Genomic DNA, 19,567 nt, shown 5'->3' with positions numbered 1-19,567 from the left:
GTGCCACCACTTCGTGGAGGGGTTGCCGATGACACGTTCCGCACCGCGTTCCCGGGCCCGTACGGGAGCGCTGTCCGTGCTGCTGTCCATATTGGTCGTAGCACTGCTCGTGCCGACCGCGCTGTTGTTCGCGCACACCTGGCGCGCCGAGGGCGACCGGGCCGCGGCGACCGAACGCGAGCAGGACGGCGTCGCCTACCTGCGCAGCCTCCAACAGGTCGCGTTCGCCGTGGCCGACGCACAGTCCGCGGCCGTGTCCGGCCGGGCGGTGTCCCGCGAGGCCATCGCCACCGCCGTGCAGCAGGCCGACGTCACCGACGCGAAGCTCGGCGCAACGCTGCGCACGACCCAGCGGTGGTCGGAGATCCGCAGCCGCCTGGAGACCCTCCGCGACACCCCCGCCACCGCCGACCGGACCAAGGCGTTGGCCGACTACCGCGAGCTGGGCGACCTGGTACTCGCCCTCTACGGCAAGGTCCGCGACGAGTCCGGACTCGTGCACGACCCCGACGGCGACGCGTTCCACCTTCAGAACAGCGCCGCCAGCCAGCTGCCGGTGGCGGTCATCGCGGCCGGCCGGCTGACCGACGTCGCGGCGCTCGCCAAGGCCGCCAGCACGCCGGCACCCGGCAAGCAGGCTCCGCAGGCGACGCCGCAGCAGCAGGCCGAGCTCGTCGCGCGGCTCAGCGCCGAGCGGGTTCTCCTCCAGCAGGCGTCGACCCAGCTGGTCGACGACCTGCGGTCCGCGGTGGACAGCACGCAGAGCCGCACCCTGGGCAGCAACCTGCTCAGCCGGCTCGACCGCTTCCAGCGCTCCGCGGACACGCTCGCGGCGATCTTCAGTCAGATCGGCACGGGCCCGGCCGCACCCTCGGGCACCGGCAGCGACGAGTCGATCCTCGGTGTGGCCCGCGGCGAGCTCCAGGCCGCGGCCGGCGAACTGTCCACCGCGATCTTCAACGAGGTCGACCGGCTCCTCGACACCCGCCTCGACGAGATCGACCAGACTCAGCTGCTGGCCGGCGGCGCCCTCGCGGCGGCGGTGCTGATCGCCGTCGGCTTCTTCCTCGCCTTCTTCCTCGGCGGGCGGCCCCGACAGGCCCGTCCGTCCGGCCCGTTCCCCGAGGGTGGCCCGGGCGCTCCGTCGGCCGACGAACCCGTGTCGTGGCCGACGGTCGCACCGATCACCGGCGCGCCCTACCAGGGCGCGGCGCAGGGGAACCAGACACAGTGGGAGCGGTCCGGTGCTGCTCGGTAGGTTACGTATCCGCGGGAAGCTCGCGCTCCTGCTCATCGCCCCGCTGCTCGGCATCGTCGCGCTGGCGGTGCCGGTGGTGGGCAACCGGGTCAATATCGCCGAACAGGCCGACGAGACGGCTCGTACGGTCGACATCGCGGGCCAGGTCGGGTCGCTCGTGCAGCAGTTACAGCAGGAGCGGCTGCTCTCGATCGGCCACTACTTCGGGGTCGTCGACCGCGACCGGCTGGTGCTGCAGAGCGCCGTGGTCACCGACGCCATCGCCGACCTGCGCGCGGACGAGGATTTACCCGTCAACCTGCGACTGGCGCTCGACGCGTTGCCGGCGCTGGCCACCGTGCGGGCCTCCGTGCTCAGCGGCGCGTCCCGCCCGAACGTCGTGATGGCGACGTTCGGTGGCGAGATCACTCGACTGATCAACTCGCTGGGCCTGCGCAACAACGCGGACACCACCACCCCGGCGGGCCGGCAGATCATGGCGCTGGACTCGGTGCTCCGCTCCGACGAGGGGATCAGCCTGGTCGCCGCGCAGATCGTGCTGCTCGCCGCCCTGGGCGACAAGGCGCCGAGGGACCTGACCACGGCGACGATGGCGATCCTGCTCCAGGACAGCGACCGCTTCCGCTCCTACGCGACGCCCGAGCAGAACGGCGTGTACGACCTGGTGCAGCAGGGCGTCGACGCGCGCAGCCCCACCGGCAACTTCCTCGGCCGGTTCGCCGCCGACCCGCTGGGCGCGTTGAACAACATCGCGCTGCCGCAGCTCTTCCCGATGGCCGAGTCGCTGATGACGCTCGGTGGCTTCGTCGAGAAGCGGATCATCGCCGACGTCAAGGTGGAGGTCGGCGAACGGCAACGGCGAGCGCTGACCGAGGCGTACGGCGTCGCCCTGGCCTGTGTGCTCCTCCTGCTCTGCGTCGTGCTGTTGAGCGTCGCCGTGGCGCGCGCCGTGGCGCGGCCGCTGACGCGGCTCACCGAGTCGGCCGACGACGTCGCCAAGGTCGCCGAGGCCGAGCTCACCAAGGTGGCCGACGGCGAGTTGGACTCGTCGGTGCCCGTCCGGCTGGAAGCGGTCGACGTGCGCGCCCGGGACGAGGTCGGCGACCTGGCCCGGGCGTTCGAGCGGGTCCAGGCGACCGCCGCGCGGCTGGTCGAGCGCCAGGTGGCCGGCCGGCGCAACGTCGCGCAGATGTTCGGCCACGTCGGACGCCGCACCCAGAACCTGGTCGGCCGCCAGCTCGCGCTGATCGACCGGCTGGAGCGGCAGGAGGCCGACCCGGGTCGGCTGCAGCACCTCTACCGGCTCGACCACATCTCCAGCCGCCTGCGGCGCAGCGCCAGCAGCCTCGTGGTGCTCTCCGGCTCGGCCGGCGCCGACAGCCACGTCGCGCCGTTACCGCTCACCGACGTCATCCGGCTCGCGCTCGGCGAGATCGAGGACTACCTGCGGGTCGACATCAAGGTGCCGACCGAGATCAGCATCGCGCCGTCGATGATCGGCGACCTGGTGCTGGTGCTGGCCGAGCTGATGGAGAACGCGACCACGTTCTCGCCGCCGCACACCCGGGTCACCGTCACCGGCGTCGTCAGCGACCCCGGCATCCGGCTGCTCGTGGTCGACCACGGCCTGGGCATGACGCCGGAACGGATGGCCGAGGAGAACGCCCGACTGGCCCGCCGCGAACGGCTCGACCTGGTGCCGACCGAGGTGCTCGGGCTGTTCGTCGTCGGCCGGCTGGCCCGTCGCCACGGCATGCGGGTCACGCTGACCCCGACGCCGGGCGGCGGCGTCACCGCCGAGCTCGAGGTGCACGAGCGCGACCTGGTCACCAAGGCCGAGCCGCCGCCGGTCTCGGCGGTCGCCCGGGCGCGCGTCGGCAGCCCGATCGAGCAGGCCGGGCCGGAGTCGCCCGCCACACCGCCGGTGGTCGGTGGCGACGGCTCGTCCGCGCCGGTCTACGACCCGTTCCGGCCCGAGCGCCGCGCCGGCGTCGGAAGCGGTGGATCGTCCGCGGCACCGGCCACCGGGCCGGCACCCGCACCGGCCGGTGCCGCGGATCCACGCCCAGCATCCGCACCGCCCGCGGACGGGCCGGCGACGGCGTCCGACGAGGCGGCGGTGGCCCCGCCGGCCACGGCCGCGCCCGAATGGCCGATCCGCCAGCGGGTGCCGGGCCGGACCGAGCCGCCGAGCCAAACGCCGCCGCCGTCGCCTGCCGACGCGGCTGAGGACGACGAGGGGCCGCGCGCGGCGCCGCCGAACCGCCGGCACGGCGCGCCGACCGGCAACGTCCCGGGCTTCGACGAGGGTGCGCTCAACCGCGCCAGCCGGATGCTCGCCAACGGCCAGCCGTGGAACGCGTTCGTGCCCCAGCCCCGCGTCGCGGGCGAGGTCGAGCCGGACCAGAAGCCTCCGGCGAACCAGCGCCCGGCGTCGCCCGCCAAGCCCACCGGGGCCGAGCGGCCACCGACGGCCGCACCGGAGCGACCGGCTCCCGGCCGGGCGCAGGTGGGCAAGCCCGCCAAGCCGTCCCCGGCCGCCAAGGCGGCCAAGGGCAAGCCGGCGCCGGAGCTGTCCGACGAGGAGACCCAGGCGGTCCTGCGCCGGCGGGTGCCCGGTGCGCGGCTGCCCAGCGGCGACCCCGAGCCGGCACCGACCTCGGCACCTCCGTCACCGGCCGACCCGGCCGCCGCCCGCGCCCTGGTCGAAGAGTTCGAGGCAGGCGTCCGGTACGCCGAACGGCAGGTCCGTGGCGGTGCCGTGCCGGGTGCGCGACCCGTACCCGTGAACGGCTCGGCCAACGGATCCGCCAAGGCAGCCGTCAGCGGTGCCGCGGCGGCCGAGGCGACCAGCACCACGGACGGCGCGGCCCCATCGGGCCGACCGCTCAGCCGGCGCCAACCAGGCGCCACGCTCGACGACCAGGCGGGGCCGACCGAGCGCCCGGCGTCTGACCAACCGCCGGACCCGGCCGCGGCACGTGACCTGGTCCAGCAGTTCGAATCCGGTGTGGCACGCGCGATGCGTCAAATCAGTGCCGGCAATGGCGACGAAGAGGAATCACGATGACGAGCCCGTACATCCACGACAGCATCGAACGACCGGATGCGGACGTGTCCAACGGCCAGCTCAGCCAGGAGGCGCAGACCTTCAACTGGCTGCTCGACTCGTTCACCTCGGGCACCGCGGGTGTCCTGGAAGCCATCGCCGTGTCTAGCGACGGCCTGTTGATGGCGATGTCAGCGATCAAGGACCGGGCCAACGCCGAGCGGCTGGCGGCGATCGTCTCCGGCATGACCAGCCTGGCCGGCGGCGCCGCCAACTGGTACGCCCTCGGCGGTCTCAACCGGGTCATCGTCGACATGGCCGACGGCTACCTGCTGATCACCTCGATCAGCAGCGGCTCGGTGCTCGGGGTGATCGCCGACCGCTCGGCGAACCTGGGCACCCTGGCCTACGAGATGACGCTCTTCGCGAGCCGCGCGGGAGGCGCGCTGACTCCTCGCCTGATCGCCGAGCTGAAGAACTCCGTGCAGTCATGACCGAAGCAGACCCCGAGCCGGGCGCGGGCGTACGCCCGTACCTGTCCGCGGGGTTCCACGGCGACGAGGCCAGCGGAGCGCCACCCGACGGCGACCCCTCGGGTGGCCTGCGCCCGTTCGTGCTGACCTCGGGCCGGGTCGTCGGCGTCGACCCGGCAATCGGCATGGAGACGCAGGTGACCGTCCACGACGGACCGCCGCGCACCCACCTGCCCAGCAGCGCCCGCGAACTGCACGCGATCGTGGCGCTCTGCGCCGCACCGATGTCGGTGGCCGAGATCTCGGCCACGCTGCGCATGCACCTCGGGGTGACCCGGGTGCTGGTCGGAGACCTCCGGGCCACCGGCCATCTGGACGTACACACCTTTGAGGTCGCGGATCCTCGCGACCCCGAGACGATTCGGCGGGTGATCCGTGGACTACGTGCGATCTCCTGAGTGGCCGTTGACCATCGACCGCCCACCGGCCGGGGGTCAGGGGTCGGAGCATGGTGGGCGCCATCGGGAGCAGCAGTCGGCGTACGCGCCCAACGTGGGCTGGCACCACATCGGGTCCGCGCCGCCGAGCGTGGACACGCGCGTGGTCGGCCCTCCGGTGAAGCGCCGCCGCGCGCCCATCCCCGTCAAGATCGTCATCGCCGGCGGCTTCGGCGTCGGCAAGACCACCACGGTCGGCGCGATCTCCGAGATCGCCCCGCTGACCACCGAGGCGGAGATGACCACCGCCTCGATCGGCGTCGACGACCTGCACCCGGACTCGACGAAGACGACCACCACGGTGGCGATGGACTTCGGCAGCGTGACCATCGACGGGAGTCTCAAGCTCTATCTGTTCGGTACGCCCGGCCAGTCCCGCTTCGGATTCATGTGGGACGACCTGACCCGCGGTGCACTTGGTGCCCTGGTAGTGGTTGACAGCGCCCGCTTGGACGAGTGTCATTTCGCCATCGACTACTTCGAACGGGCGGATCTGCCGTTCGTGGTGGCCGTGAACGCGTTCGACGGGCAGCTCACCCACGACCTGAACGCCGTGCGGTGGGCGCTGGCGGTCGGCGACCACGTTCCGGTGGTCCGCTTCGACGCCCGGCAACGCCTGTCGGTCCGCGACGCCCTGCTCGTGCTCCTCGACCGGGCGTTGGACCGGGCGCTGCGCGAACGCGGCGGGTCGTAGGCGGACGGACGGCAGGGCACGGGGACGGGGACGGAGGTCGGTCCGGATGAGGGACGCGTTCGGCGAAGCGCTCGACCGCATGGCGCGGCGGGAGGAACTGGAACGGCTCAAGGCGGAGGCAGACACCCGAAAGCGGACGTCCGTCGCCGTGGAGCTCGCCCAGGCGGTCCGGCGGGTGGTCGCGCACCATCCGGACACCACGGTCACGGTGTCCGTCGAGTCTGCCGGCGACAGCACGGCGTTCATGGTGGGTTGGGTCAACGACGCGGTGGCGATCTCGCCGGGGCCGGTCAAGGACGCCGCCGCACAGCTCGCCGAGCTGATCCGGCAGGACCATACGTTGCTCGGGCCTGATTCGCATTAGTCTCGGCTGGGTGGCCGACCGTGACCTTGTCCTGACCGTGAGCCTGCGACCGGCGGCGCTCGACGCCCGCCGGGGCATCGTCCGGCTCCACCCGGAGGTGCTCAGCGCGCTCGGCCTGCGCCCCGGCGACCCGGTGCGGCTGACCGGCCGGCGCACGACCGCCGGCATCGTCGCGCCCGGAGAGCCGTCCGACGGGCGCGGCCTGCTGCACGCCGACGACCTGATGCTGGGCAACCTCGGCGTGCGCGACGGCGCCCAGGTCACCGTCACCCCGGCGCCGGTGGTCGCCGCCCGCCGCGCCACGCTGCGCGGCGCACCGAACGTGGTCGCGGTGGTCTCGCCGGAGATGCTGCGGTTGGCTTTGCTGGGCAAGGTCATCTCGCCCGGCGACGACGTGTCCCTGCTGCCCCAGGACGTGGTGCCCGACGAGGCGGCGCGGTCGTTGGTCGCGGCGGCCCGGCAGAGCCTGGCGAACCGGGTCGGCTACGCCTGGACCAGCACCCTGCTCGACGTCGTGGACGTGAACCCGGCCGAGGGCGCGCTGGTCACCATGGACACGGTCGTGGGCTGGGAGAACGGACAGATCACCCAGGCTTCGCGCGGACGGACAGCGGCCGGCCCGGTCGGCGCAGGCGGCGCTGGCGGCGCTGGCGGCCCGGTCGGCGCTGGCGGCCCTGTCGGCGCTGGCGGCGCTGGCGGCCCGGTCGGCGCTGGCGGCGGTGGTCGCGGCGGTCCGGCTGGCGCCGGTGGCTCGGGCGGCCCGCGTGGCGCGCGTGGCTCAGCCGGCCCGGCTGGTGCCGGCGCCGGGCGCGGAGCTGGGGGCGGAGCCGACGGTGGCGCCGGCGCCTGGGCGAGCGGCGAAGGTGGGTCAACCGACACCCGGCCCGCCGGGCCGGGAACCACCGGCGACGACCGCCACACCGTCATCGACGGCGACGTGGTCGAGGGCTCCGTCGTCGACGAGAACGCGCCCAGCGTCGACGACCTGCCCGGCCTGCGCAACCAGGCTCACCAGCTCACCGAGCTCCTCGACCTCGGCTTCCACCACCGCGACGTGCTGAGCCGCCTGGCCACCTCGGTGTCGCTCGGCGTGCTGGTCACCGGCGCGGCCGGCTCCGGCAAGTCCGACCTGGTGCGGGCCGTCTCCGCCGCGGTCGGCGCCCGGCTGCTGACCGTCTGGGCGCCGGAGATCGCGGCGCTGACCCCCGACTCGGCCGCGGCTCGGCTGCGCGCGGTGGCCGCCGAGCGCACCACCGATCCGCCGACCGTCGTGCTGATCACCGACGTCGACGCGCTCGCGCCGCGGGACACCCCCAACCCGTTGGCCACCGTGTTCCGGCAGGTGCTCCGCTCGCTGGTGGACGCCGGCGCCGCGGTGGTCTGCACGAGCAGCCGGCCGGAGGAGATCGACCCCGCGTTGCGCGCACCGGACCTGCTCTCGCTCGAGATCTCGGTGCCGCTGCCCGACCAGGCGATGCGCCGCGAGCAGCTCGCGGTGCTGACCCGCTCGACGCCGCTGGCCGGCGACGTGCAGCTCGACGACGTGGCCGCGCGTACACCCGGGTTCGTCGCCGCGGACCTGGCCGCGCTGGTCCGCGAGGCCGGCGTCCGCGCGGCGTTGCGGCAACGCACGGCGGAGGCGCCGCTGGTCACGGCGGCCGACTTCGCGTCCGCGCTCGAGGTGGTCCGGCCGACCTCGATGGCATCGTCCACACTGGAGCTCTCGGGCCTCACCCTGGACGACGTCGGCGACCTGGTCGAGGTCAAGGAGGTGCTGACCGAGTCGGTGCTGTGGCCGTTGACCTACCCGGACACCTTCGCCCGGCTCGGGGTGCGCCCGCCGCGCGGCGTGCTGCTCTACGGTCCGCCCGGTTGCGGCAAGACGTTCCTGGTCACCGCGCTGGCCGGCAGCGGCAAGGCCAACGTGCTGTCGGTGAAGGGTGCCGAGCTGCTCAACAAGTGGGTCGGCGAGAGCGAGCGCGCGGTCCGCGAGCTGTTCCGCCGCGCCCGCGAGGCCGCGCCGACGTTGATCTTCCTCGACGAGGTCGACGCGCTCGCGCCGCTGCGCGGCCAGTCCACCGACGGCGGCACCACCGACCGGGTGGTCGCGTCACTGCTCACGGAGCTCGACGGGATAGAGACACTGCGGGACGTGGTGGTGATCGGGGCGACCAACCGACCGGATCTGATCGACCCGGCCCTGCTGCGGCCGGGCCGGCTGGAGCGGCTGGTGTTCGTGCCGCCGCCAGACGCCGCCGCCCGGGCCGAGATCCTCAAGGCGGCGGCCAAGGGCGTCCCGCTGGACCCCGAGGTCGACCTGGTCGCGCTCGGCCGGGAGCTCGAGGGCTTCTCGGCCGCCGACTGCGCCGCGCTGGTGCGGGAGGCAGCCCTCGTCGCGATCCGCGAGTCGTTGGAGGCCACGTCGGTCACCGCGAAGCACGTCGCCGCGGCCCGGCAGCGGGTGCGCCCGTCGCTCGACCCGGTGCAGGTCGCCCGGCTGGAGGCGTACGCGCAGCGCCGTTAACGCCGCCGGGAGCGCGCCCTGGTCGAACGCAACCGGCGCAGCCTGGCCACCACGACCGGCTCAGCCGCGAGGGCCGCCGGATTGTCGAGCAAACCGTTGAGCAGCTGGTAGTAGCGCGTCGCGGACAGGTCGAACGCGTCGCGGATCGCCTGCTCCTTGGCGCCGGCGTGCTTCCACCACTTGCGCTCGAACGCCAGGATCTGCTCCTCGCGCTCGGTGAGCCGACTGTCCACTGGAGACACCGGCGCGACATCGTCGTCGTCGTTGGTGTCGGCCTGGTCAACGGCAGGCATCATGGCGCTCCTCGACACACGCGTGGGGATGCCAACCAGACTAACCGCGGTCAGGTGGCCGTGCACCGCTCATTCACTGTGATCAAGACGTCTCGTCAGGCGACGTCCCGCCGCCGGATCGACCACAGCGCGCCGACGACCGACAGCACCAGCACGGCGCCCAGCAACACCGACGCGTGCTGCCACGTGACGACGTACTCCGGCGGTGTGCACGAACCCTGCGAGAACTGGCAGGCCCGCCAGTCGGTGATGGTCGTGCTCTTGTCGAACCAGGCGATGAGGTACGTCGACAGGATGTACCGGTCACTGAACCGCACCTGAAGCAGTTCGAACGCGATCCGCAGGCCGATCTCGCTGACCACGACCGCGCCGATGCCGACGCCGAGCGCCATCGCGGTGTGCCGGCCGATCGAGGCCAGGCAGAACCCGACGGTCGCGGCCAGCAGCACCATCGTCACGCCGCGCAGGCCGGTCAGGCCGAGCGACTGCCAGACGCCCGCGGTGAGCTTGCCGAGGTTGCCGTCGTAGCGGCCGATCGACCAGAACGCCGCCGTCCACAGGGCGCCGAGCACCGCGGTCAGACCGAGGATCGAACCCAGCAGCACGCCGAGCTTCGTGACCAGCACCGGCACCCGCCGAGGCCGCCAGAGCAGCAGGTTCATCATGCCGCCGGTGCTCCACTCGGCGCCGACGAAGGACGCGCCGATGACGAACGCGGCCAGCGCCAGGATCGCCGAGAGCACCGCGAGCGACGGCGCGAACTCGTCCTGGAAGTTGAACTCGTACGGCATGAACTGCTCGGCCGGGTAGTACTCGGGCTTGGGACCCCAGTCGGCACCGCAGTTCGGGCCGTAACGGTCGTCGAGACCGGTCTCGCCCCGGGCCTTGGCGGCCTCGCACTCCGAGACCATCCGCTGGAATTCCACGGTGGCCTGCTGGTACGCCTGGTCCGCCTGCACCTGCGCCGCGGCACGCGACTCCGCGCTGTTGGCGTGGCTGCTGATGGTGAACGCGATCGGGAAGATGGCCAGCCCGACCAGCGTGATGGCGAGGAAGATGCGGGTGACCCGGCGCTTGAACAGCCGGCGCACCTCGGCCTTGGGCAGGCTCACACGCCCCACCCGCCCTGCGCCGGCGTGACCACGGAGTCGTCGACCTGGCGGGCCCGGCCCTCGACCGGTGCCGTCTGCGTCAACTCGAGGAAGACGCTCTCCAGGTCGACCTTCACGGGCGCCAACTCGCTCACGTAGTAACCCCGTTCGGCCAGCGTGCGCGTCACCCAGGCCGGCTTCTCGACGTTGCTGACGACCAGCCGGTCGTGGTCGGGCGTGACCCGGGCGCCGGCCGCGATCAGGATCTCGGCGGCGACGGACAGGTCGTCGGCGTTCTCCAGCCGGACCGTGACACCGCCACCGGCGTGCTGCGCGAGCACCTCGGCGACCGCACCGTAGGCGACCCGGCGGCCGCGCGAGATGATCGTGACCGAGTCACAGATCAGCTGCACCTCGCCGAGGATGTGGCTCGACAGCAGCACCGTCATGCCGGCCTCGGCGAGACCGCGCATCAGCGTGCGCATCTCGCGGATGCCGCCGGGGTCGAGACCGTTCGCGGGCTCGTCGAGGATCAGCAGGTCGGGCTTCTTGAGCAACGCGGAGGCCACGGCCAGGCGCTGCTTCATGCCCAGCGAGTAGGTGCGCACCCGCTCCCCGGCCCGGTCGCGCAGGCCGACGAGCTCGAGCACCTCGGTCACGCGCTGCTTCTGCACACCGCCGGCGTCGGCCAGCAGCGAGAGCGTGTCGTGCGCCGAGAAGTTCGGGAAGAACTGCGGGCTCTCCACGATCGCGCCGACCCGGCCGGCGACCTGCGGAAGGGCCGCCGGCACCTCCTGGCCGAGCAGCGTCATGCGGCCGCCGTTGGGTGCGATCAGGCCGAGCAACGTGCGCAACGTGGTCGTCTTGCCGGAGCCGTTGGGGCCGAGGAAGCCGTGCACCTGGCCCGACTCGACCACCATGTCGAAACCGTCGAGCGCCTTGCGCGCTCCTCGGCGTCTGCTCCGGTAGGTCTTCTCCAGACCCGATATCTCCAGTACGGCCGGCACGAGCGCTCCCCGTCTTCCGCGGTCGGATCGCGCACACAGTACTGGGTATGCAGGTATTCGGATAGACCGCTATGCCTTGATCACCCGCACGCCTACGGCCCGGAACGGCTCGGTCGCTTCCGGTGCCGCTCCGACGTCGGTGACCAGGGTGTCCACCCGGTCGATCGGGCAGATCCGGGCGAACGCGTGACCGCCCAACTTGGACGAGTCGGCGATGATCACGACGCGCCGCGCCCGGGCCACCATCAGCGCGTTCATCGACGCCTCGCCCTCGTGGTGCGCCGCCGCGCCCAGCGTCACGTCGATGGCGTTGACGCCGAGCAACGCCACGTCGAGGGTCACCTCGCGCAGCAGCGCGCCGCCCAGCGGGCCGACGAGCTCGAACGACTGCGGCCGGACCACCCCACCGGCCACCACGATCTTCATCCGGGACCGGACCAGCAGCTCGTTGGCGATGTTGAGCGCGTTGGTGACCACGGTGAGCTGAGCGCCGTCAGCGCCGGAGTTGAGGTCGGGGCGCATGGCCAGGGCGCGGGCGACCTCGGTGGTGGTGGTGCCGCCGTTGAGCCCGACCACCATCCCGGGCTCGACCAGGGCCGCGGCGGCCGCACCGATGCGCTGCTTCTCCGCGGAGTGCTTGGCGGTCTTGTAGCGCAGCGGCAGGTCGTAGGAGACCCCGTTCGCCACCGCCCCGCCCCGGGTACGGGTGATCATCTGCTGCTGGCCGAGCTGGTCGAAGTCGCGGCGGATGGTCGCCTGCGAGACGTTGAGGCGCTGCGCGGCGTCTTCCACGCTCACCCGGCCGCTCTCGGTCAGCAGCTCGAGCAGGGCGTTCCAACGCGCGTACCGGTCCACATCGACCCCCTGGCACGGACCCTGTAATTGCGTGCACACTAGTGCGCGAAACGGCCGCCAAGCAACGTCTTGGATGCGCACACGTGCACGATCCGCGCATGCTTGCCGCACGATACGTCTTCCTGCACAATAACGCGCGGAAACAGCGAGTATCGAACTGATTCGCGCAAGCTCCGTTTGGGGGTGCTCTGTGACGCATGTCGAGGCGGAGATCGCCACCCAGCCAGCCGCCTGGGTCCGCGCGGCGTCGCTCGACCCCGAGCCACTGCCGCGCCGCGGCCAACGCGTCGCCGTCGTCGGTTGCGGCACGAGCTGGTTCATGGCGATGGCGTACGCCGCTCGGCGCGAAAGCCTCGGCCACGGCGAGACCGACGCGTTCCAGGCATCGGAGTTCCCGCGCGACCGCCACTACGACCTGGTCGTGGCGATCACCCGGTCCGGCACCACCACCGAGGTCGTCGACCTGCTCACCGGCCTCTCTACGCCGTCCCTGGTCATCGTCGGCGACCCGGCCGGCCCCGCCGCTTCCGCGGCCGGAAGGGCGATCGCGCTGCCGTTCGCCGACGAGCGGTCGGTCGTGCAGACGCGGTTCGCCACCACCACGCTGGCCCTGCTCCGGGCCGGCCTCGGCGAAGACGTCGCCGCGCTGGCCGAGCAAGCGCGGCGCGCACTCGACGCGCCGCTGCCGCTCGACCCGGCCGCCGTCGAGCAGCTGACCTTCCTCGGTCAGGGCTGGACGGTCGGCCTCGCCCAGGAGGCGGCCCTCAAGTGCCGCGAGGCGGCGGCCTTCTGGACGGAGGCCCATCAGGCGATGGACTACCGGCACGGCCCGATCACGATCGCCGCGCCCGGCCGCGCGGTCTGGTCGTTCGGCCCGCCCCCGTCCGGCCTGGCTGACGAGGTCGCGGCGACCGGGGCAACTTTTGTGAGCGGCGGCGATGGTGCCACGCTTGATCCGATGGCCGAGTTGATCCTGGCGCAGCGGTTCGCGGTGGCGCTCGCGCAGCACCGCGGGCTCGACCCCGACGCGCCGCGCCACCTGACCCGCTCCGTCGTGCTGGACCAGCGATGACCGGCCCCGACGAGGTGGTCGTGGCGCTCGACGTCGGCGGCACGGTGATGAAGTGCGGTTTGGTCACCAGCGCGGGTCTGCTGCGGCACGCCGAACGGCACCCGACCGACGCCGCCGCCGGTGGTGCCGTTGTCGCCGAGCGGATCCTCGACGTGGCCGCCGGGCTGGCCGACACCGCGCGAGCCAACGGGCTCACCCCGGTGGCCGCCGGCCTCGCGGTGCCCGGGGTGGTCGACGAGGAGCGCGGCGTCGCGGTCTGGGCGGCCAACGTGGGCTTCCGCGACCTGCCGCTGCGTGACCTGGTGTCCGACCGCCTCGGCCTGCCCGCGGCGCTCGGCCACGACGTGCGCGCGGGCGGGGTGGCCGAAGCCCGGCTGGGCGCCGGCACCGGCGAGCGGCACGTGTTGTTCCTGGCGATCGGCACCGGCATCGCCGCCGCCCACGTGGTCGACGGCCGCGCGTTCGCCGGGGCACACGGGGCGGCCGGCGAGGTCGGGCACGTGGTCATCCGTCCCGGCGGTGCGCAGTGCGGTTGCGGTGCGCGCGGCTGCCTGGAGGCGGAAGCCTCGGCGTCCGCGCTGGCCCGCCGCTACGCATCGCTCGCCGGTGTGCCGCTGTCCGCAGCCGAGGTGGCCGCTGCGGCTAGCGCCGGCGACCCGGTCGCGGTCCGCGCCTGGGACGAGGTGGTCGACGCGCTGGCCGACGGCCTGACGGTCGCACAGACCCTGTTCGACCCGGCGGTCATCGTCATCGGCGGCGGCCTGGCCGAGGCGGGCGGGCAGCTGCTCGACCCACTGGGCGAGGGCCTGCGGGCCCGGTTGACCTTCCAGCGCGAACCGGCGCTGGTCCGAGCGGCACTGGGCGACGCGGCGGGTTGCCTCGGCGCCGGGCTGCTCGGCGGGGACGCTCTGGAGGCGGCGTGAGGATCGACGGACGGGTGGTGACGCCGAGCGGCGTCGTGACGGGCTCGGTAGAGGTGACCGGAAGCCAGATCGGCGCGGTCACCCCTTCCGAAGTCAGCGATCCACAGTGGATCGTGCCCGGCTTCGTCGACATCCACAACCACGGCGGCGGCGGTGACACCTTCACCACGGGCGACCCGGACGCCGCCCTGCGCGCGGCCGCGTTCCACCTGCGGCACGGCACCACGACGCTGTTCGCGAGCCTGGTCAGCTCGCCGTTCCCGCTGATGCGCTCGGCCACGGCGGCGTTCACCCCGTTGGTCGACGCCGGGGTGCTGGCCGGCATCCACTTCGAGGGACCGTATCTGTCGGCGGTCCGGTGCGGCGCGCAGAACCCCGCGTATCTGCGCGATCCCTCGGTCTCCGAGCTGGCCGAGCTAATCACCCTGGGCGGCGGCGCGGTCCGGATGGTCACCGTCGCGCCCGAGCTGCCGGGCGCGGTCGAGGCGATCTCGATGCTGGTCTCGCACGGCGTCGTCGCCGCCGTCGGGCACACCGATGCGTCGTACGCGCAGACGCTGGCCGCGGTCGACGCCGGCGCCAGCGTCGGCACGCACGTTTTCAACGGGATGCGCCCGCCACACCACCGCGAGCCCGGCCCGGTCTTCGCCCTGCTGGGCGCGCCGAGCGTGGTCTGCGAGCTGGTCGCCGACGGCGTCCACCTGCACGACGGCACGCTGTCGTTCGCCGCCTCGGTCACGGGCGCGGACCGGGCGGCCCTGGTCACCGACGCGATGGCGGCCGCGGGCATGCCGGACGGCGCGTACGAGCTCGGCGGCCAGGCGGTCACGGTCAGCGACCGGGTGGCCCGCCTCGCCAGCGACGGCGCGATCGCCGGCAGCACGCTGACCATGGACGCCGCGCTGCGCCAGGCGGTCGGCGCCGGCATCCCGATCGTCGACGCCTGCCGGATGGCCGCGACGACGCCCGCGCGGGCGATCGGCCTGGGCGAGACGGTCGGCGCCCTGCAACCGGGCTGGCGCGCGGACCTGGCCATCCTGGACACCGACCTACGCGTGGTGCGGGTCATGCGCGCGGGCTCCTGGGTGAGCTGAGAGCCGTTTGTCCGCGCCGGGTGGCACGGGCACGCGATGATGCCTAGGTGACCGCAAGGCGGCGTTTGTTGACCTTCATGTTCTGCAGCGCCATCGCCGGCGCCCTCCTGCTGGCGACGGTGGTCTTCAGCCTGCGCGACCAGAAGAGCCTGAGCTGGCTGGCCGGCGGAGCCAGCCTCCTCGTCTGGGGCGCGGGGCTGGCCGCGGTCTGGCCGGTAGTACGTGCCATCCGCACCGGCACCGGACACGACGGCACCTAGGCCTGCGGCGCTTCTTCGTGCTCCCGGACCGACCGGGCCAGTTGTCGCGCCTGCCCCGGTTTTCCGGTCATCCGGAGCAGTTTGACCAGCTCCCTGGCGCTCACGAGGGTGTCAGGGTGGCTCTCGCCGAGGATCTGGCGGCGGCGGTCATAGGTTTGCCGGCCCAGTCGCGCGGCATCGCCGAAGCGGCCCACGCTGGTGAGGGCGCCGACATGGTTCTGCGCGGAGGAAAGTGTGACCGGGTGCTCGTCACCGAGCACGCGGCGGCGGCGTTCCTGCGTGTCTCCGCTCAGGCGCAAAGCCTCGTCCCGGCGGCCCAGATCGTGGAGCATCGCCGCGAGGTTGCTGGCTGCCTGGAGGGTGTAGGGGTGATCGTCGCCGAGTTCGCGCCGGCACCGCTCGTAGGCGTCTCGGTTCAGGCGCAGGGCGTCATCACGACGACCGAGGTGGTAGAGGGCGACCGCGAGGTTGTTGGCGGAGGTGAGGGTATCGCGGTGATTGTCGCCGAGCACGCGTTGACACCGTTCGTAGCCATCGCTGCCCACCCGCACGGCGTCGTCGTGGCGGCCCACGCGATTGAGTGCGCCCGCGAGGTTGGTGGCCGACGTCAGCGTTTGATAGTGGTCGGGGCCGAACACGCGCTGGCACCGCTCATGGGCGTCCTGGCCCAGGCGCACCGCCTCGGCGTGGCTGCCCAGGTCACTGAGAACGGCGGCCAGGTTGTTCAGCGAGTTGAGGGTGTCCCGGTGGTCGTCGCCGAGCAGACGCTGACGTCGTTCGTAGATGTCACGGTCAAGACGCAGCGCCTCGTCGTAACGGCCTAGGTGATTGAGGCAGACCGCGAGGTCGCTGGCCGAGATGAGGGTGTCAGGGTGGTCGTCGCCCAACGCGCGACGCCGGCGATCGTAGATCTTTTCGTTGAGGCGGTACGCATCGGCATAACGTCCCATCGACGAATAGGTGATCGCCAGGTTGGTGCCCACGAACAGCGTTTGCGAGTCATCGGGGCCAAGGCGCTCTTGCCACTCGCTGTAGAGATGGGCGCAGAAGGCGTGCGCCGCGTCTACGTCGCCGTGCGCGATCAGATACGAGCTGGCGTCGCAGGTGAGCTGCCGAAGACCGCGATGAGTGCTCGTCGACGGGTCCAGGGCCGTCAGATGAGGTATGAGTTGAGCCCACCTCGGCCAGAGCACCGGATCGCGGCCGTCGTCCATGGTGGAAGCGGCCAGGACCGTTTCGGCCCGGAGGCGCAGTGCGGGCTGATCGACCGGACCGGCGCTGTCCCGGAGGATGGCCTGGGTGAGTCGGTGTAGTTGAAGGGTGCCTTCGTCGAGGCGAGCGAGGCCGTACGCGCCGATTCGCCGCATCGAGTGACCGAAGGCCAAAGGCATGGTCACCAGGTCGGCAAGAGGCTGTCCGAGGGCGGCGGGTGCCGCTGTGAACAGGTCGGTGGGGATCGGGTCCGGACCCAGCAAGGAGCACAGCAGCAACAGCTGGGCAGCGGCCTCGTCTTCGCTCGCCAGCCGCTCCATCGCGGTTTGCACGACGGCGGCCAGCGGGGCCGGGTAGTTGTCTGGCGCGCCCTCCGCCAGAATCAGCGTCGTCTGCTTGTCGAGCATCGCGAGGTAGTCGGCGACGAGCATGCCGGTCTCACCGAGCACCTGGCCGGCCTGCGCGACTGCCAGCGGCAGGTCGCCCAAGCGGTCAGCGAGCTCATCGGCCCGGTCGTCAGTGATGTTCGGCAGGCTGCGGCGCAGCAGGCCAATGGACTCCAGCCGCGCGAACTCGGGCAGCGACAGCGGATCGGCGAGCTGGTTCCATCCCGGGTCGCGCGATGTCACCAGGACGTGCCCGGGCCCTTGCGGCAGCCACCGATGGACGTCCTCGCGGCGCGAGGCGTTGTCGAAGACGAGAAGCCACCCGGTCTCGTGGCGCAGTCGCTGCAGCACGAGCGCACTCGCGTTGGCCGTAGGGGCGTCGGCCGAGACCCACCCGGCCTCGATGCCGAGCGCGACGAACATGTCACCGATCAAGGTGGCCTGCTCGGCGTCGATCCACCAGACCAACTGGTAGGACCCCGCGAAGCGGTGCGCGTACTCGATCGCCAGGGTGGTCTTGCCCACTCCACCCATGCCGTGCATCGCTTGGACCACCGCGCCGCGTCCACCCACGAACTTCTCGCGCAGTGTGGCCAACAGGCCCTCCCGACCCGTGAACAGCGGGCTGCGCTGAGGCACGTTCCACACCGACGGCTGCACGCCGGGCAGTCGTGGCGCCGGTTCACGCAGCGGCTTCCGCTTCGCGGTGCCCGGGAACTCGGGACGGCCCCGCGCGTCACGCTTCCCGCCGACGGCCTCCAGCAGGCTCTTTCGGGCCTGCTCCTCGTCCAGGTCGTACACGTCTCGATAGGCCAACGGCTTGAGCAACCTCGGCGGCGACACCTCGGTGATCCGCAGCGGGATCAGCGGTGGACGTTCCTCGGGACGCTCCGCCAGCAGAGCGGTCCACTCGTCGGCGGTGAAGCGGTTCGGGTCGAAGTAGGCCGGCGACCACAACATGAGGATCCGTCCGGCACGTTCGAGCGCGTCGTTCATCCGGAGCGTCACGTTGTCGCCGGCTCGCCAATGCCACACGTCCAGCTCGACCGAGTATCCGGCATCCTGCAACTGCCATGCCGCCCACTCGGCCCACGGCCGATCGGGGCCGGCGTAGGAGACGAACACGTCGACTACGCCGCGGGTGCGCTTACGGCCGCCGCTCATCCAACAAGGTCTACCCGGTCGTTTTGAGCGAGTACATCGTCCTAACTGTCCTTTTCGAGACAGAGAAACGCTCAGAAAGCGCCGCCGAAGCGCGCCACGTGGTGCCAGACGCGTTTCAGGGTTTGGGGGTCGTCCTTGCCCGCGTTGACCGCCGCTCCGATGATGCGGGCGTCCAGGCGGTCGTCCTGGGCGATGGCCAGACCCGCTTCGATGATCTCCGGGCCGCGGTACTCCGGGTGCCGCACGAACTCGGACACCGGCAGGGTGAAGCCGTGATGCCACTCCACCGGGCAGGCCAGCGCCGATGCCAGTTCCTCGATCGCCGTGTCGCGGTAGCAGGGGTCCAGCACCACCGCCTCGACGTCGTCCGCGAAGCGGATCACCCCGTGCACGTGCGCCTCGATGTAGTCGTCGAGGTAGTCCTGCTCGTCGGCCTCTGCCAGGGCGATCAGCGACATCCTGGCCGCGACGCCGAAGTCGGCCGGCTCCAGGAAGCTGTCGGGATAGCAGAAGGTGGTCCGCGCCAGGGTCGCGGCCCGCAGCCGCAGGTGGGCCGAGCCGAACCGGGGCGAGCCGCCGGCCGGGCGGCGCCGGTGGTTGAGCGAGCCGTACTTCGGTCGCGACTGCGCGAGAGCCGTGTCGTACGCGCCGCCGAAGATCCGGCTTTCCCACCGCCACCGGTCACCGCCGGGGAAGGCGGTCAGGCCGCCGTTGCTCGTGCCGGTCTCGAACTGGGACCGGTAGACGCCGTCCCGGGCCATCGCACCGAGGATCGGCTCGCCGGCGAAGATCCGGTCCGGGTGGAAGTGCACCGTTACCCGCAGCGCCGGGTCGAGCGGCTCGCCCGCCGACCGCATCGCCACGTGCGCGACCGCCTGCTCCCAGCTCATCCCCGCCGCCCCGTGATGTTGAGGCGGACGTAGTCCACCGTGTCGCCAGGCGTCCTCCCCCAGACCGACGCCACGAACTCGGCGCGCTCGGAAGGCGGCACCCGTTGCGCCCAGGGTCCGAGGGGCACCGTCTCCAGATACGACAGCATCTCGTCGAGCTCAGGCAACGCCAGGTCGAGCAGGTCGACACGCAGCACCTCGGGAAGCGTCTCCTGGGCGACGGTCACCATCTCCGGGTCGGCGTCGACGGCGATCAACCGGCCGCGCGGCAGCCGGGCCAGCAGCTTCGCGCTGATCCGCCCGGTGCCGCAGCCGGCGTCCAGCACGGTCTCGGAGCCGTCGAGGGGCAGCCGGTCGAGCACCTCCGCCGCCATCGCGTCCATCGCCACCGATACACGGTGGTACGCGGAGGCGTCCCAGGTTCGGCCTGCCGGCAGCGCGAAACCCATGATCGCAGTATG

The 19,567-nt window shown here is 72.3% G+C and carries 17 protein-coding genes and 1 pseudogene; 11 read left to right on the top strand and 7 right to left on the bottom strand.

The features are described from left to right. The first annotated feature begins 28 nt into the window (after positions 1 to 28). The 7 genes from AB0J88_RS01240 (at position 29) to AB0J88_RS01210 (ending at position 8,859) form a co-directional block, all read left to right on the top strand. Complete coding sequence (locus tag AB0J88_RS01240; RefSeq protein ID WP_364354551.1) at positions 29 to 1,258, top strand: hypothetical protein; 1,230 nt, start codon at positions 29 to 31, stop codon at positions 1,256 to 1,258. Further along, positions 1,245 to 4,328, top strand: a complete 3,084-nt coding sequence (locus AB0J88_RS01235) for a nitrate- and nitrite sensing domain-containing protein (protein WP_364354548.1) — start codon at positions 1,245 to 1,247, stop codon at positions 4,326 to 4,328. The genes AB0J88_RS01240 and AB0J88_RS01235 overlap by 14 nt, the downstream gene beginning before the upstream one ends. Beyond that, the gene (locus AB0J88_RS01230) at positions 4,325 to 4,801 is read left to right on the top strand and encodes a roadblock/LC7 domain-containing protein (protein ID WP_364354545.1); all 477 of its coding nucleotides are present in this window, start codon (positions 4,325 to 4,327) and stop codon (positions 4,799 to 4,801) included. The genes AB0J88_RS01235 and AB0J88_RS01230 overlap by 4 nt, the downstream gene beginning before the upstream one ends. After that, the gene (locus AB0J88_RS01225) at positions 4,798 to 5,238 is read left to right on the top strand and encodes a DUF742 domain-containing protein (protein WP_364354542.1); all 441 of its coding nucleotides are present in this window, start codon (positions 4,798 to 4,800) and stop codon (positions 5,236 to 5,238) included. The genes AB0J88_RS01230 and AB0J88_RS01225 overlap by 4 nt, the downstream gene beginning before the upstream one ends. A 130-nt stretch (positions 5,239 to 5,368) precedes the next feature. Continuing rightward, positions 5,369 to 5,971, top strand: coding sequence for an ATP/GTP-binding protein (locus AB0J88_RS01220; protein WP_364354628.1), 603 nt, complete (start codon positions 5,369 to 5,371; stop codon positions 5,969 to 5,971). A gap of 46 nt (positions 5,972 to 6,017) precedes the next feature. Next, positions 6,018 to 6,335 carry a hypothetical protein gene (locus AB0J88_RS01215; protein WP_364354539.1) on the top strand — a complete coding sequence of 106 codons (318 nt, stop codon included), beginning with the start codon at positions 6,018 to 6,020 and terminating at the stop codon, positions 6,333 to 6,335. Between the two features lie 10 nt (positions 6,336 to 6,345). Then, positions 6,346 to 8,859 carry an AAA family ATPase gene (locus AB0J88_RS01210; RefSeq protein ID WP_364354536.1) on the top strand — a complete coding sequence of 838 codons (2,514 nt, stop codon included), beginning with the start codon at positions 6,346 to 6,348 and terminating at the stop codon, positions 8,857 to 8,859. On the opposite strand, the pseudogene AB0J88_RS01205 reads toward AB0J88_RS01210, so the two are convergent. The 4 genes and pseudogenes from AB0J88_RS01205 to AB0J88_RS01190 form a co-directional block, all read right to left on the bottom strand. After that, positions 8,856 to 9,080, bottom strand: a pseudogene (locus tag AB0J88_RS01205) (DUF3263 domain-containing protein); the annotation flags it as partial. The gene AB0J88_RS01210 and the pseudogene AB0J88_RS01205 sit on opposite strands and share 4 nt — an antisense overlap. Positions 9,081 to 9,247: 167 nt before the next feature. Further along, entirely contained in the window at positions 9,248 to 10,264 is a 1,017-nt protein-coding gene (locus AB0J88_RS01200) for an ABC transporter permease (protein WP_364354533.1), read from the bottom strand. Then, positions 10,261 to 11,250, bottom strand: a complete 990-nt coding sequence (locus AB0J88_RS01195; protein ID WP_364354530.1) for an ATP-binding cassette domain-containing protein — start codon at positions 11,248 to 11,250, stop codon at positions 10,261 to 10,263. The genes AB0J88_RS01200 and AB0J88_RS01195 overlap by 4 nt, the downstream gene beginning before the upstream one ends. A 69-nt stretch (positions 11,251 to 11,319) precedes the next feature. Further along, the gene (locus AB0J88_RS01190; protein ID WP_364354527.1) at positions 11,320 to 12,105 is read right to left on the bottom strand and encodes a DeoR/GlpR family DNA-binding transcription regulator; all 786 of its coding nucleotides are present in this window, start codon (positions 12,103 to 12,105) and stop codon (positions 11,320 to 11,322) included. A gap of 190 nt (positions 12,106 to 12,295) precedes the next feature. On the opposite strand from AB0J88_RS01190, the gene AB0J88_RS01185 reads away from it, so the two are divergent. From AB0J88_RS01185 to AB0J88_RS01170, 4 genes are read left to right on the top strand one after another with little or no spacing between them, the layout of a single operon-like run. After that, positions 12,296 to 13,177: a sugar isomerase gene (locus AB0J88_RS01185; RefSeq protein ID WP_364354524.1), complete on the top strand. Its 882-nt coding sequence runs from the start codon at positions 12,296 to 12,298 to the stop codon at positions 13,175 to 13,177. Then, positions 13,174 to 14,100, top strand: a complete 927-nt coding sequence (locus AB0J88_RS01180) for an ROK family protein (protein WP_364354521.1) — start codon at positions 13,174 to 13,176, stop codon at positions 14,098 to 14,100. The genes AB0J88_RS01185 and AB0J88_RS01180 overlap by 4 nt, the downstream gene beginning before the upstream one ends. Next, a complete protein-coding gene (nagA, locus tag AB0J88_RS01175; RefSeq protein ID WP_364354518.1) occupies positions 14,097 to 15,194 on the top strand; it encodes an N-acetylglucosamine-6-phosphate deacetylase in 1,098 nt (365 codons plus the stop codon). The genes AB0J88_RS01180 and nagA overlap by 4 nt, the downstream gene beginning before the upstream one ends. A 47-nt stretch (positions 15,195 to 15,241) precedes the next feature. Continuing rightward, positions 15,242 to 15,454: a hypothetical protein gene (locus AB0J88_RS01170; RefSeq protein ID WP_364354515.1), complete on the top strand. Its 213-nt coding sequence runs from the start codon at positions 15,242 to 15,244 to the stop codon at positions 15,452 to 15,454. On the opposite strand, the gene fxsT is transcribed toward AB0J88_RS01170, so the two are convergent. The 3 genes from fxsT to AB0J88_RS01155 form a co-directional block, all read right to left on the bottom strand. Next, positions 15,451 to 18,216 carry an FxSxx-COOH system tetratricopeptide repeat protein gene (gene fxsT / locus AB0J88_RS01165; protein ID WP_364354512.1) on the bottom strand — a complete coding sequence of 922 codons (2,766 nt, stop codon included), beginning with the start codon at positions 18,214 to 18,216 and terminating at the stop codon, positions 15,451 to 15,453. The two genes, AB0J88_RS01170 and fxsT, sit on opposite strands and share 4 nt — an antisense overlap. A gap of 71 nt (positions 18,217 to 18,287) precedes the next feature. Beyond that, positions 18,288 to 19,106 (bottom strand): DUF3626 domain-containing protein, encoded by an 819-nt coding sequence (locus tag AB0J88_RS01160; protein WP_364354509.1) that lies wholly within the window; start codon positions 19,104 to 19,106, stop codon positions 18,288 to 18,290. Then, positions 19,103 to 19,555 carry a class I SAM-dependent methyltransferase gene (locus AB0J88_RS01155; protein ID WP_364354506.1) on the bottom strand — a complete coding sequence of 151 codons (453 nt, stop codon included), beginning with the start codon at positions 19,553 to 19,555 and terminating at the stop codon, positions 19,103 to 19,105. The genes AB0J88_RS01160 and AB0J88_RS01155 overlap by 4 nt, the downstream gene beginning before the upstream one ends. Positions 19,556 to 19,567: the final 12 nt, after the last annotated feature.

It is taken from the genome of Asanoa sp. NPDC049475, assembly GCF_040676915.1.
Lineage (GTDB): Bacteria > Actinomycetota > Actinomycetes > Mycobacteriales > Micromonosporaceae > Asanoa.
Note: the sequence above shows the minus strand (reverse complement) of the source record. Positions and strands in the feature narration are given on the sequence as shown.